Raw genomic sequence first — 13,675 nt, 5'->3', positions numbered from 1 at the left:
GGGGCGGCTCGGGGTTTCCAACGCATTGACGCCATAAATAAATATTTGCGGACCAATCTCCGCATACCGCTCATGCGCAGAGCAATTCATGATTTCCTGCCAGACACGCAACTGTCGAGCGGCCGTTTTGGGTCGAAAACGGGTAGATCCAAGAACCGCTTTCCATCGACTCCTGACGGCGCAGCTTGAAGGAGACACTGCGCAAACGGCCCGTACCCGACCCATCCCCCGTCAATCAACAACCCGTCCCGGGTTCAGCGTATTGTTCGGGTCCAGCGCAACTTTTACGCGCTTCAGCAATGCGATTTCACCTTCGCTGCGGGTGTAGCCCAGGAACGGTTTTTTTAGAAAACCTATGCCGTGTTCGGCGCTTATGGTCCCCTGCCGGCCTCGCAACGCGCTGTACACGAGTTCTTCCACGTGCAGCCATTCGCCCGGGTCGTGCGGCCCCGTCAGAATATGGACGTTGTTGTCGCCCAGATGTCCCAGGAACAAGTGCGCTGCATCTGGGTATTTCTGATTCAGCGCCGCTTCGACTTCGGTCACGAAGCCCGACATTTCAGTCCACGGCAGGCCGCAGTCGAAATTCACCGTGGGCTTGAGCGCCGTCAACAGTTCGGGAATGCATTCCCGCAGCCGCCAGAATTTTTGCGCGTCGGACAAGCTGGACGCCACCGCGCAATCGCTGATCGTGCCCGCCTCCAACGCCTGCTCCAGCGTGCTCTCCAGCGCCGCCTGCGGGTCCATGCCAGCCAGCCCGCTGGCTTGAATCAGCACGCTCCATGGCGCGTCGCCAGACAAGGGCAAGGCCACGCCCGTCAGCGCCGTGGCGCGCTGCAGGAATTGCGCCGACATGAACTCATAGGCGGTCAGTTGCGGGCCTAAGGTCTTTTTCAAATGGCGCAACAGCAAGGCCATGGATGCCGTGTCCGGCACGTGCACCAACGCCGTAGCCGGCGCGCCCGGATCGGGCTGCAAGCGCAAGATCAGCCTGGTGATCACGCCTAGCGTGCCTTCGGACCCAATGAACAGGTACCGCAAGTCCAGGCCGGAACTGTTTTTGACCAGGCGCGTCAACGATGTCACCACCGACCCATCGGGCAAGACCGCTTCCAGCCCCAGCACCGAATCGCGCATCGTGCCGTAGCGCACAACCTGTGTGCCGCCAGCGTTGGTGGCCGCGTTGCCGCCGACCTGGCAAGTGCCGCGCGCGCCCAGGTCCACCGGGAAAAACCAGCCGGCGTCTGCCGCGGCTTCCTGCACCTGTTGCAAGGTGGCGCCCGCCTGCACCTGCATGATCCCTTCCACCTCGTCGATGGATTCAATGCGATTCATGCGCTCCATGTTGATGACCACGTCGCCATCGTCCGGCACCGCGCCGCCAGCCAAGCCTGTAAGCCCGCCCTGGATCGTGATTTTGCGGCCTCGCTGATCGGCATCGCGAACCAGAGCCGCCACTTCGTCCGTGGTCGTGGGCCGGTGCAGCTCGTCAGGCACGCCCCGCGTCAGGCCGCTCCAGTCGTTGAGATACCGCGCATCCACAGTCATGCCGCTTGCTCCACCTTGGGTGCGGGCGTTGCCCCGCTCGCGCCCATCATCGAGGCGGCTTCAGGGCCGCCCAGACGGTCGATCATCGCGGCCTGGTCAGCCTTGGCTTGCCTGTCCACGTCTTCCGGATTGCAGATTGCGTACAACGCCGCCTTCATGTCGGCCAGCACGCTTGCATAAGCCGGGTCGCCCGCCAGATCGTGCAGTTCGCCAGGGTCCGAATCCAGGTTGAACAGCTCGGGCTGGAAGCGCACATAGTGGTGATATTTCCAAGGCCCCTTGCGCAGCATGAAGCCCGCCGTATTGCTACCGGCGGCATGATATTCGCTGAGGATTGCGCGGCTGACGTCGACCGGTTGGCGTGCGATGTCGAACAGAGATTTTCCAGGCCGGCCGCCCTGATGCGGCGCCGGGTCCACGCCCACGGCCTGCAACAGCGTCGGATAAAGATCCAGCAAATCCACCGCCGTCTCGCAAACGGTGGGCGTCACGTCCGGGCCCGCCAATATCATGGGGATTCCCACGCTTTCCTGATACAGCGTGGATTTGCCCCACAGGCCACGGGCGCCGACGTTGTCGCCATGGTCCGACGTATAGACCACGTGGGTTGAGTCGGCCAGACCCAACGTAGCAAGCTCGTCCACGATAAGGCCCACGTTGCTGTCCAGGAAGCTGCAAAGCCCGTAATACGCCAGGAAGGCGTTGACGCGCTCGTCCTCGCCCTGGAACGTTTCTTCGGTGCGCTCGAATTCCGCATAGGCCTGCACCCAGGGATGGCGTTCGTAGCCGCTTTTCGGGTGCAGTTTGGCCTGGGGAATCTGCCGGGCCTCGTACAGCGTGAAGAACTCCTGCGGCGCAATCAATGGAAAATGCGGGGCCACCAGCCCCACGTACAACACAAAGGGCTGGTCACGGCCGGCCGCCGCGCGCAGCCATTGCAACGTGCGCCCGGTTACCGAACGGTCATAGGACGTATAAGGCGATTCGCCCATGCCGATGCGCTCGCCAAGCATGCGCTTGCGGCCGGCCACGGGCAAATAGGGATCGCGGATCGACGCCCACACCATGCCGTGCCCGCCCACCACATGCATGGGAATATGCTCGGCATCGAAACCGACCGGGTCCTCTTCATTGCGGTAGTGCAGCTTGCCTATGCTTTCCACGTTGATGCCGTGCCGCTGAAGCACATGCCCCCAGCCTTCGGGATCGCCCACGTACGGCATCGCGTTGTCCCAATGGCGCGTCTGGTGCACACGATGGCCCGTGGCGAACGCCGCCCGTGCGGGCACGCAGATCGGACTGGGGGTATAGGCGTTCGGAAACCGCGCACCCCGCGCCGCCAGCGCGTCCAGGTTGGGGGTCTTGATGAACGGATGCCCGGAACAGCCCATGAATTCGGGGTTGTGCTCATCGGACATGATGACGACGATGTTCTTGCCTTTCATTTGTGCTTCCTGGAAATAGGCCGGCCACGCGCGCGGCGTCAGGCCTCGGGGCGATAGCCGCTGTCTTTGACGACCCGATCCCAGAATGCGTATTCACGTTCCAGTTGCTGCTTCAAAGCGGCGGGCGCGGTGATTTTGGTTTCAAAGAACTGCTGCTGCATGACCTTTTCAAAGGCCGGCGAACGGACGGCGTTGGCCACGGCGCCCGTCAATGCCTGAGCCTGGCTGTCGGGCAAACCCTTGTGGCCCAGCAAGGTGAAATATTCGGCCACCGTCAGCGATGGATATCCGGCGGCGGCGAACGTAGGCACGTCTGGCAGCGCGAGCGAGGGCGTCGACCCCGTCGTGGCCAGGATTCGGATCTTGCCGGACTTGTGCATGGGAATCAGGTTGGGCAGCGTGGTGATCAGCGCGGGCAAGGTCCCGCCCACGGTGTCGGCCAGCGCCGGCGATCCGCCCTTGTAAGGGATGGGCGTCAGGGGGACTTTGCTGGCGCTCGCCAGCATGATGCCCAGGAAATTCATGACGGTCCCGGCGCCGGGCGTGCCGTAGACCGCCATGCGCATGTCCTTTTGCGCCAGTTGCAGGAATTCCTGCAGTGTCCTGGCAGGACTGTTCGCGCCCACCGCGAATGCGAAATCGAATTCACTGGCCGTGCCTAGCGGAGTGAAATCCGCCGTGGTGTAGCGCAGGTCTTTGTACAAATGGGGGTACAGCGTCAGGTTCGTAGAGGGCGTGAACAGCACGGAATTGCCGTCGGCACCTGCGGTCAACAGCGAATCGACTGCAATGCGCCCACCCGCTCCCGCCTTGTTTTCGACGATGGTGGTGTAGCCCGATGCACGCATGCCTTCGGCCAGCGCACGCGCCACCAGGTCGGCCGCACCGCCCGGCGCGAAACCGACCAACATGCGCAAGGGGGGATTGGCTCGTGCTTGCCTGAACGGCGCCGCGCTACAGCACACGGCGGCGCCTAGAGCGCCCAGGAATTGTCTGCGTCGGACTTGCATGCTTGTCTCCGTATCGGCGTTTTCTGTGCGCCATTTTGGAGGTAGCGTACGGTCGCGCCGGCCATGAAGACAAATATTATTTATCTGCGTTTTCTATAAGTTTTTTCATATACCAGCGTGCCGCGCAGCACCTTGCTTTCCACCAAGGATCGCAACACGGTCTGCAACGCCAGTTCCACGGCCAGCACCGCGTTGCCGGGTGCGTTTTCCGCGACGCGCACGATGGACTGCATCCGCTTGATAGACGGCCGCAGCAGCCGCCGCGCGCCCACGATGTTTTTGCCCAGTCCCAGTTCCAGGCCTGCGCTGTCGGGCAGGATCGCAAACGCCACGCCATCGCGCACCAGGGCAAAATTCAATTCGGGATCGTTGATCTCGTATTTCACGTTCAACGGGCAGTCTTGGTCCACCGCCGTGCGCTCGATCAGCCGGCGCAAATCGTGATCGCGGTCGGGCGCCACCAGCGGCCGCGACGCGATCTCCGAGAACGCGATTGTCTTTCCCGGCCGGCCGAACATGGATTCCAGGCCGAACAGCGAAAATCCTTCTTCGTAGACCGGCTTGCAATACAAGCCCGGCAATTCGAACGCGTTGGGCATCAGCGCCACATCCAGCTGCCGCGTCTCAAGCGCCGCGCGAACCTGACTGGACAGCGCCGACGACAACAATAGACGTATGTCGGGATATTCCTGTTCCACGTACCGTATCAAGGGCGCGGCCACCACCTGCGCCAACGACCGCGCCAGGCATACCCGGACCGGTCCCCGCGGTTTCCCCGTTGAACCCAGCACATCGGTTTTCAGCGATTCCAGCTGGTCCAGGATGGACGCAGCACGCTGCTGCAAGCGCTTGCCTTCGGCCGTCAGCGTGACGCCCTTGGCATGCCTTGCGAACAGGGCCACGCCCAACTCGCTTTCCAGCACCGCCACGTGCTGGCTGAGCGCGGGCTGCGCGATACGCAGCGCGCCGGAGGCCAGAGACAGACTGCCGCTGCGGGCGATTTCAAGAAAATAACGAAGCTGGCGTGGCGTCATGGTTCAAGGATACGGGAGTCAAGCATGCGGCGCCCAACCGCAAGCGCTGCCGGCGTCGGCGCGCAGGATTTCTACAAAGACGGCCGCCTGCGCCAGCATGGACTTATCACGCCACTTCCCACAACGCTGCCGTTAGTCCCAGGAACAGCAGCATCGCCGATGCGATGAACCATCGCACGGTTTTCCGGTATTCGTCTTCGGCGTCATCCTCCACACGCAAGGCGCGGTAAAGAGCGATTATCTGCAACAGGATGGCGAGCAACAAGAACACGCCCGGCAGCACGGACAGCACGCTCCAATTGCCCGGCGCGTCGAAGCCCCAGTAGCGCACGAAGCCCAGCGAAAAACCCAGCAATACCGTGATGGCCGTAATCAACCCAGCCCGAAATCCCTGGGGCAATTCGCGTGGCCTGGGGCTGCGGGTCCGACCCAAATCGTCGTCTGGCGTTTCCGGTGTCATCGTTGAGACACTCCGCACTGAGTAAGCTACGTCCCACCCGCTAGCGGTTTATGTGGGAGCGAAAACTGAACGCCTGCCGTCACTCGGCGCCAGGGTGAATGGATTATTGCTGATTTCACAGCGCACCGGGGCGGTTGATAAACAGCCAGACTATATTCCGCGCGATTGCTCAATCGCAAACTTTCATTACAAAATCGTTGCTTAATGTGTCATGAATTTTACACTCGGGTTTTCCCTTATACGTAATACAAATTCATGCTCTCGCGCTACTCGATTGGCAACCTATCCATTGGCACCCGGCTGACGCTGGGATTCGGCGTTGTACTCGCGCTATTACTGGCGTTGACCGGGCTGTCTCAGTACGAGCTGACCCACATTGGCGGCATCAACCGGGCGATCACGCAAGAGACGTGGGCCAAAGCGAACGCCATCAACACCATTGATGTGACGACGCGCGCCAATGCGCGCGCGAACCTTGAGCTTATCGTCAACACGGACCCCCGCGCCGCCGAAACGTTGCTGGCCCGCATCGACACAAATCGGAAAGTCATTGATCAGGCGCTTGCCACGATGCGGCCGTTGTTCGATACCGATGATGAGCGCCAGAAGTTGCGGCAGTTGGAAGAGGTGCGCGGCCGCTACGTGAAGTCATTCCAGGGAGTGGGCGCACTGCTCAAAAGTGGCGAGCGCGATGCCGCGCGCCAGCGCTTGCTGGACGAAACCCTGCCGCTTCTGGACAGCCTGCAAGACCGGATTATCGAGATTTCCCGGATTCAATCTGTCGAAATGGCGGACGCTGGCGCCGCCAGCCAGCAGGTCATCGACAACGCGGGCCGCATGAATCTGATGCTGTCGGGCCTGGCCGTCGTGCTGGGCGGATTTTTTGCGTGGAAGGTCACGCAGTCGATTACCGTGCCGCTGGCGCAAGCCGTGACCGTGGCGGAAACCGTGGCGGGTGGCGACCTGGGCCGGCCCATCCACGCCAACACCCTGGATGAAACCGGCCGGCTGATGCGCGCGCTGCATGATATGCAGGAGAAGCTGGCCGGCGCGGTTCGGATTATTCGCGCGGGGTCCGAAACCATTTCCAGCGCTTCGGGGCAAATCGCCGCCGGCAACACAGACTTGTCCAGCCGCACCGAAGAACAGGCCGCTTCGCTGGAAGAAACCGCGGCATCGATGGAAGAACTGGCGTCGACGGTCAAACAAAATGCGGACAACGCGCGTCAGGCCAATCAATTGGCGGCAAGCGCTTCCGAAATCGCCCAGCGGGGCGGCTCCGTCGTGTCGGCAGTGGTGAGCACGATGGGGGATATCTCTGCCAGTTCGCGCAAGATTTCCGAGATTGTTTCGGTCATTGATGGCATTGCATTCCAAACCAACATCCTGGCGCTGAACGCCGCCGTTGAAGCGGCCAGGGCGGGCGAGCAAGGCAAGGGCTTTGCGGTGGTCGCGGGCGAAGTGCGGTCGTTGGCGCAACGCAGCGCGCAGGCCGCTCGCGAGGTCAAGGCGTTGATCGATGCGTCCGTGGGCAAAGTGGCCGAGGGTGCTGAACACGCGGAAAACGCAGGCGCCACGATGCAGGAAGTGGTCGCTTCAGTGCAGCGTGTGACGGACATCATGGGCGAGATCGCTGCGGCATCGCAAGAACAGGCAAGCGGTATCGAGCAAGTGAACCGCGCCGTCTCGCAGATGGACGAGGTAACCCAGCAAAACGCCGCGCTGGTTGAAGAGGCCGCCGCGGCGGCGGGTTCCATGCAGGATCAAGCCCATGCATTGGTGAAAGCGGTGGGGGTTTTCCGCTTGGGCGATGACGCGGCACGGCGCGATGAAGCGATCATGCCGCGCGAGCGCGGCGCGCTGATGTTGACTTGATCCTCCCGCTCACGGGGGCTGTGGCGGTGTTATTGCAGTCTGAATGCCATAATCCGCAGTCCCCCACGCCAATAACGCCTTCCCCTTCACATGCGACCACGTTTTCTGAACGCGTTACTGCTTGCTGTCATCGCAAACGTCAGTCTCCCTATCGCTCCCGCACAAGCCCAAACCCCGCCGCCCCCCAAGGTGCAGCCGGGCGAAGGCCGGCCCTATGAGATCGCCGGCAGCGAAGTATGGGACGTGCCCGACCCGGTGTCGGGGCGCGGCTACCAGGTGTTTGTGGCGTTGCCGCCGTCCTATGCACAGCAGCCGCAGCGGCGCTACCCGGTGCTGTATGTGACCGATGCCGACTACGCGTTCCCGATCATCCGGCAGTTGGCGCGCCGCCTGAACGTTGAAGGGCCGCGAATTCAGGAGTTCATTCTTGTCGGCCTGTCTTATGCGAAGGGTGAGGACGGCGGTGTCAGCCGGCAACGTGACTACACCCCGACACCGAACGGCCCAAGCACCGCGCCCGCCAATGCCGTCCATGGCCAATCGCGCGCCTATCAAGATTATCTGCGCGATCAGGTAAAGCCTTTCATCACTGGTCGATACCGGACCGATCCGGCTAACGCCATTTTCTACGGCCATTCCTACGGCGCCCTGCTTGGGACGCAGATCCTTTTCACCGAGCCCCGCCTGTTCAACAGCTATATCCTTGGCAGCCCGTCGCTTTGGTATGACAAGCGGCACGCCCTGAAAATCGAGGCGGGCTATGCCAAACAGCATCAGGACCTGACGGCGAATATCTATCTTTATGTCGGCGAGTATGAGGCGCTGCGCAAGGGGGACAAGCGCTACAACCAGACCGTGGACATGGTCGCCGACAACCGTGCGTTTGAAAAAGCGTTGCAGAGCCGGCGGTATCCCAGCTTGAAGCTGAAGTCAGAGGTCCTGAACGACGAGGACCATCTCACGGTCGCACCGCGTGGCTTCATGCAAGGCCTGACGTATCTGCTGCGGGTGCAATAAGCCCTGCGCCCCCCCCCGCCCTAACCCGTCATTCGCTTTTCCGCGCTTTGGCGCTGGCTTCAAACTCATGGGCCAGGCGCATCAGCTCTTGCTTGTAGTCGTCCAGGCTGCCGGTGTAGTCATCCAGATAAAGATCGCGCCGCGCCTTGTTCATCGCCTCGGACGTTGCGGCCTGGCGGACGAACTCCGCAAGCTTCTGCCTGATCGGCTCGGGAGTACCCGTACGCACGGCCACGCTGTAGCTGCTGTGAAACACCATGTCAGGCACGCCAAGGTCGGCGAACGTTTTTACGCCGGGCAGATGGCTGGTGCTTCCCGGCCGGCCCGTGTAGGCCAGCACCTTGACGTGCGGATTGTCCTTGACGCTTTGCGTGGTTCCAATCGTGGTGAAGTAGCCATCGATCTGGCCGCCAAGAATTGCCGTGAGCCCTTCCGCGCCGCCCTTGAAGGGAATGGCGCGGTAGGTTGCGCCCAGCCCCGACGCCAACCTTGCCGCCAGCGTGGAATAAGTGCCCACGCCGAGATCGGCGGTGCCGATATCCAATTCCCGCTTCACGCCCTTCAGGTCGTCAAGGCGGTTCCAGCCCCGGTCGGCCGGCACGATGAAGGCGTAGCTGCTCTGCGCTAGCGGAGCAAGAATTTCAAAGTCCGAGAACTCGTAGCCGGCGCTGGGCGTGGTGAACTTGGCGCTGTAGAACCCTTCGGCATGAACCAGCAAGGTGTAGCCATCTGCGGGCCGGCTTTTGACAGCCTGTATGCCGATGGCCGAACCGGCGCCCGGCCGGTTCTCGACCACCACGGTTTGCCCCATGATCGTTCCCAACTGTTGGGCGAACGCGCGCGAGATCGCGTCGGTAGCGGCGCCTGGCGGATACGGAACGACAAGCCGCACGGGCTTGGACGGATAGGGGGTTTCGGCGGCAGCGGCAACCGGGAACACTGCGCACAATGCTGCGCTAGCGAATACGGCACTACTGACTGCTGCAACACCGAATGCTGCAACACCGAATCCTGCGCGGCCAGACAGCGCGCAGCGGCTCTTGGCGAATGGCATGTTTGCTCTTTTTCAGTTGTCTCGCCAAAAGTGTATCGACGGCGCAGCTGTCCATTCCCCTCACATTTTGAAGATCTCTCCTGCAAAAAATGCAGCACACGGCAAGCGGCATCGCCCACGGCCGTATCCCTCACTCCGTCGATTCACGCAGTTCTGATCTGCGGTTTCAGCTATAGGCAATTCAATCTTGCTACCTAGAATTTAGAGCTTCCTAATAATTCAAAAATTCTGGAGACGCTAACCATGAACCCCTCATTTCTCACGCGGCGCGCCGTGCTGCTGGGCGGCATGTTGATGGGCCTGGGTGTCAACGCCTTTGCCGCGCCGAGCAATTGGCCCGAGCGCCCTATCCGGCTGGTCGTAGCCGGATCGCCCGGCGCGGGTGGCGATATTTTTGCCCGCCTGATCGCTGCCCCCCTGTCCAAAGCCCTGAAGCAGCCAGTGGTGGTGGAATCGAAGCCGGGCGCCAACGGCATGATCGCCTGCGACACGGTGGCCAAGGCCGCAGCTGACGGCTACACGCTGCTGTTTGCGCCCTCGTCCGCCATCCTGCTGAACCCGGTTGTGTTGCCTTCGATACCCTACGACACGGAAAAGGATTTGCTTCCCATCGCGCAAGTCGGCGCAGCGGGGATTTTGCTGGTCGCCAACCCCAGCACGGGCTTCAAGAACCTGGCGGACATGGTCGCCTATGCCAAGGCCAATCCTGGCAAGCTGGCCTACGGTTCTTGGGGCACCGGCTCGTCTGGCAACCTGGCCATGGAAGGCATCAAAGCCCATTACGGCCTGGACATGCCCCATGTTCCCTACAAGCAATTGGTCACTGAAAGCACCGACCTGATCGCCAACACCATCAGCGTTGGCTTTATGGATATTGCTTCGCCGATTCCGTTCATGCGCAGCGGCAAGCTGGTCGCCCTGGGGCAGACGGGTTCACGCCGTTGGCCTGCCACGATGGACGTTCCCACGCTGGCCGAGCAAGGCTACAAATTCGAAGCCGACGGCTGGTATGGCGTGTTTGCGCCAGCGGGAACGCCGCCCGAGATCATCGACCGCCTTAACGCCGAGATCTACCGCGCGCAGCATAGCGCCGACGTCCGGGAAAAAATCGAAGGCCAGAACATGATCGTCCCCACGGAGGCTTCGGCGCAGCAGTTCGCGTCGTCGATCAAGCGCGACGCGGTCATCTGGCAAGGCTTGGCCAACGTGGCTGATCTGAAAAACAAGTAGACCCGGGCCGCGCCCGCTATCCCTCAGGCAGACGTATGGACACGCCCTACTCCAACCTCCCGTTTTCTTCCAACGCCTTGCAAGGCCGTGTGGCCGTGGTCACAGGCGCCACCGGCGGCATCGGCCTGGCGATTTGCCAGCAGCTGCAATCCATGGGCGCGGCCGTGGTGCAGGCCGATATCAATGTATCGGAAGCACCCCACACCGGCACGGACGGCGCGCCGCTCCTGAACCTGCGTTGCGATATCTCCGATCCCGACTCGGTAGCCGACATGGCCGGGCAGGTGCGCGCGCACTTTGGCCGTTGCGACATTCTTGTCAATAATGCGGCCATCAGCGCGGCGCCGGTCGGCCTGGAGGATTTTCCAATCGACCTGTGGGACCGCATCTTCCGCGTCAATCTGCGCGGCGCCCTGTTGTGCGCGCAAGCGCTATTTCCCTTGATGCGCGGCCAACAGGCGGGCAGCATCATCAACGTGGCGTCGATCTCGGCGCGGTCGCCCACCCGGCTCGGCGCCTACGGCACGACCAAAGCCGCGCTGCAAGCGCTGACTCGGCAGATGGCCGTTGAATGGGGGCCATGCGGCATCCGCGCCAACGCCATCAGCCCTGGCATGATCCGCACGCCGCTGTCCGAACGGCACTACCGCGATGAATCGGTGCTGCAAAAGCGCATTGCCCGCATCCCGGCGCGGCGTATCGGCCTGCCCTCAGACATCGCGCAAGCAATCGCCTTTCTTGCCAGCGACGCCTCGGTGTACGTCAACGGGCAAGACATCGTGGTGGACGGCGGCTTTCTTAAAGCGTCGCTCAGCAATCTATACGATGCGTAAAACAGGTAAGGGCCAATTCCAATCCAAAACCTGCTCTGGATGAATGCCAGCCAGGCCGGTAAACTGCGCCATTATCTCGGCGCGTACCGGTTGGCCGAACGCGCACATCATCTTAAGAGCGAGACACCATGATTCGTCGTCTGGTCTTTGCAGCATCGCTGGCCATGGCCGGCAGCGCTGCGGCTGCCCCTTCGTTCAATTGCGCCAAAGCCACAACCCCGGTCGAAAAATCCCTATGCGGCAATTTGGTTCTGGGCGACCAGGACGCGGCCATCGCGCAGCAATACAAAGCGGTACGGGACAAGCTTGACCCCGAAGCCGCCAAGTCGCTAACGGCCGACCAGCGTCGTTACCTGGCCGTGCGCGACAAGATCTACGCCGAGCCCTACGCCGGAAGCACGCCGTTCAAAGAAATCAGCACCAGCATGCGTTACCGGCTGGACTTTCTGAAGGCCATCAACCCGCAGCCGCCTGCCGGTTTTGTCGGCAAGTGGAAAAACATCGAAGGCGAGATCGAGATCACGCAAGCCGCCGATGGCAAGCTGTTCGTGGAGGCCAACTCATCGCAGCCCTACAACGGCCGCTGGGTTTGCGATTTAAGCGGCAACGCGGTGGTTTCCGGCGACACCTTGAAAGTCACCTATCAAGACGGCCCGCCCTGGGTCCTGTCGCTCAAGCGTCGCGGCGCCGTGCTGGTGACCAGCGAAGCGCCGCTCCCCGGTGCCAAAGACGACGGCTTCGGCCCGCCCTTCTGCGGCATGAACGGCGGCCTGGCGGGCACCTGGTTCGCGGTGCGCTAAGGGCCAGCAGGAATGCTTGATGGGGGCATCGATGTTCGCGATGCGCCGCGCGTTCGTTTCAGGCGCAAGCGAGCAGGCTCGCGCGCGAAATGTCTCATTACTCAGGCCAATCTGTCTCAGCCGGCCGATTCTTACGCGGCCCTTCGGGGGACGGGGTGTAAATTCGGCAACGATTTCAAATACTAACGACATCCGGCAGCGCAGGTTATTGGGGGTGATTAGGCCCGCGAGTTGACTGCCGGTATCGCTGAATGCCATGCAGAATCCCGCCCCCCTGATCAAGCTGCGCAGTTTTTTGCACATGTCGCCCTACCTGGCGAGCCAGGGCGTTTCCCCGCTTGAGTTCTTCCAGCGCGTGGGCATGTCGCCGAACATTTTCCAGACGCCCGATATGTGGCTGCCGCGCGCCATGTGCTTTCGCATTGCGAACGAGATGGCCGCTATTGCGCAGGACCCGTTCGCCGGTGCGCATGTGGGCCGCTTGATGGCGTTGTCGTCATTGGGCGCCTGGGGTCATCTGGTGCTGCGCTCGGAAAATGTGGCGCAGGCCTGCGCCAGAGCTGCCGCCAATGCGGAAATGCTGCATCAAGGCGGACAAGTCCATATCGTCACTGAAGGCCGTAAGACCCGGCTGATACATCGCTTTGCCGGACCGCTTGAAGCCGATCCCCGGCAATTCATTTATGGAAGCCTGGCGGTGCTGCGCAAAGTGCCGCTCATGGCGGGTGATCCGTCCGCGATACGCGTGCATTTGAAGACGGCGCGCACAAGGGGCGACGACGCGCTTCTGGCGTGCCTGGGTCCGAACATCGAGACGGGCGCGGATTACGACATGATCGAGTTCGACCGCGATTTGCTGGAACTCCCTTTGAAGCATCTCGCGGACGACGCCTCAGCCATCACGCAGGCGCTGCAATCGACGATCGCCACCGCCACCCTGCTCAGGAACGGCATGTCGGATCAGATTGACGTCAAGCTCGGGGCGGTGGCAAAGACGATTGGCATGTCGGCCCGGACCTTACAGCGGCGCCTGAAACGCAGTGGCGTCGACTTCGAGGCCTTGCGCGATGAGACGCGTCGCACCGAAGCGCTGCGATTGATTGCGCTGGGCAAACATTCGGCCACCGAAATCGCCTACATGATCGGCTACAGCGACCCCGCCCACTTCACGCGCGCGTTCAAGCGATGGACGGGGAATGCCCCGTCCCACTTTCGCATCCTGTCGCGCAGCGCGGCCTGAACCAGCGCCGCCATCCGTGTTCGCCATCCGTATTCGTCATCTGTGTTCGCCATCCGTGTTCGCCATCTTGAATTACCGCGATGTTGGCGTCGAAAGGCAAGCCCGCATCGCAGCGGTCTAGTAGAGTCC

At 61.9% G+C, this 13,675-nt stretch carries 12 protein-coding genes; 6 read left to right on the top strand and 6 right to left on the bottom strand.

Annotation, left to right across the window (positions count from 1 at the left end):
• Positions 1-231 precede the first annotated feature (231 nt).
• The 5 genes from ACFZAI_RS26485 to ACFZAI_RS26465 all read right to left on the bottom strand — a co-directional run bounded on the left by ACFZAI_RS26485 (position 232) and on the right by ACFZAI_RS26465 (position 5,497).
• On the bottom strand, positions 232-1,548 hold the full coding sequence (locus ACFZAI_RS26485; RefSeq protein ID WP_391569765.1) for an FAD-binding oxidoreductase: 1,317 nt from the start codon (positions 1,546-1,548) through the stop codon (positions 232-234).
• Complete coding sequence (locus ACFZAI_RS26480; protein ID WP_391569764.1) at positions 1,545-2,993, bottom strand: sulfatase-like hydrolase/transferase; 1,449 nt, start codon at positions 2,991-2,993, stop codon at positions 1,545-1,547. Before ACFZAI_RS26480 ends, ACFZAI_RS26485 begins: the two co-directional genes overlap by 4 nt.
• 38 nt (positions 2,994-3,031) lie before the next feature.
• Positions 3,032-3,904 (bottom strand): tripartite tricarboxylate transporter substrate-binding protein, encoded by an 873-nt coding sequence (locus ACFZAI_RS26475; RefSeq protein ID WP_391570272.1) that lies wholly within the window; start codon positions 3,902-3,904, stop codon positions 3,032-3,034.
• A gap of 179 nt (positions 3,905-4,083) precedes the next feature.
• Complete coding sequence (locus tag ACFZAI_RS26470) at positions 4,084-5,037, bottom strand: LysR family transcriptional regulator (RefSeq protein WP_391569763.1); 954 nt, start codon at positions 5,035-5,037, stop codon at positions 4,084-4,086.
• 106 nt (positions 5,038-5,143) lie between these two features.
• Complete coding sequence (locus tag ACFZAI_RS26465; RefSeq protein WP_391569762.1) at positions 5,144-5,497, bottom strand: hypothetical protein; 354 nt, start codon at positions 5,495-5,497, stop codon at positions 5,144-5,146.
• A gap of 255 nt (positions 5,498-5,752) precedes the next feature.
• Here ACFZAI_RS26465 and ACFZAI_RS26460 point away from each other — a divergent pair, with 255 nt between their 5' ends.
• A complete protein-coding gene (locus tag ACFZAI_RS26460) occupies positions 5,753-7,372 on the top strand; it encodes a methyl-accepting chemotaxis protein (protein WP_391569761.1) in 1,620 nt (539 codons plus the stop codon).
• A 90-nt stretch (positions 7,373-7,462) separates the two neighbouring features.
• A complete protein-coding gene (locus ACFZAI_RS26455) occupies positions 7,463-8,389 on the top strand; it encodes an alpha/beta hydrolase (protein WP_391569760.1) in 927 nt (308 codons plus the stop codon).
• A 28-nt stretch (positions 8,390-8,417) separates the two neighbouring features.
• Here the strand turns inward: ACFZAI_RS26455 and ACFZAI_RS26450 are convergent, their stop codons facing one another.
• Positions 8,418-9,329 (bottom strand): tripartite tricarboxylate transporter substrate binding protein, encoded by a 912-nt coding sequence (locus tag ACFZAI_RS26450; protein WP_391569759.1) that lies wholly within the window; start codon positions 9,327-9,329, stop codon positions 8,418-8,420.
• Between the two features lie 357 nt (positions 9,330-9,686).
• Between ACFZAI_RS26450 and ACFZAI_RS26445 the strand changes: the two genes are divergently transcribed.
• The 4 genes from ACFZAI_RS26445 to ACFZAI_RS26430 all read left to right on the top strand — a co-directional run bounded on the left by ACFZAI_RS26445 (position 9,687) and on the right by ACFZAI_RS26430 (position 13,546).
• A complete protein-coding gene (locus ACFZAI_RS26445) occupies positions 9,687-10,673 on the top strand; it encodes a Bug family tripartite tricarboxylate transporter substrate binding protein (RefSeq protein WP_391569758.1) in 987 nt (328 codons plus the stop codon).
• Between the two features lie 35 nt (positions 10,674-10,708).
• Positions 10,709-11,506 carry an SDR family NAD(P)-dependent oxidoreductase gene (locus ACFZAI_RS26440; protein WP_391569757.1) on the top strand — a complete coding sequence of 266 codons (798 nt, stop codon included), beginning with the start codon at positions 10,709-10,711 and terminating at the stop codon, positions 11,504-11,506.
• Positions 11,507-11,634: 128 nt separating this feature from the next.
• Complete coding sequence (locus ACFZAI_RS26435) at positions 11,635-12,306, top strand: lysozyme inhibitor LprI family protein (RefSeq protein ID WP_391569756.1); 672 nt, start codon at positions 11,635-11,637, stop codon at positions 12,304-12,306.
• Positions 12,307-12,562: 256 nt separating this feature from the next.
• Complete coding sequence (locus ACFZAI_RS26430; protein WP_391569755.1) at positions 12,563-13,546, top strand: helix-turn-helix domain-containing protein; 984 nt, start codon at positions 12,563-12,565, stop codon at positions 13,544-13,546.
• Positions 13,547-13,675: the final 129 nt, after the last annotated feature.

Origin of the sequence: Achromobacter sp. NPDC008082 (assembly GCF_042957345.1) — a bacterium.
In the GTDB taxonomy this organism is placed as follows: domain Bacteria; phylum Pseudomonadota; class Gammaproteobacteria; order Burkholderiales; family Burkholderiaceae_B; genus Achromobacter; species Achromobacter kerstersii_A.
The sequence above is the reverse complement of the archived record's forward strand: the minus strand, read 5'-3'. Positions and strand labels throughout refer to the sequence as shown.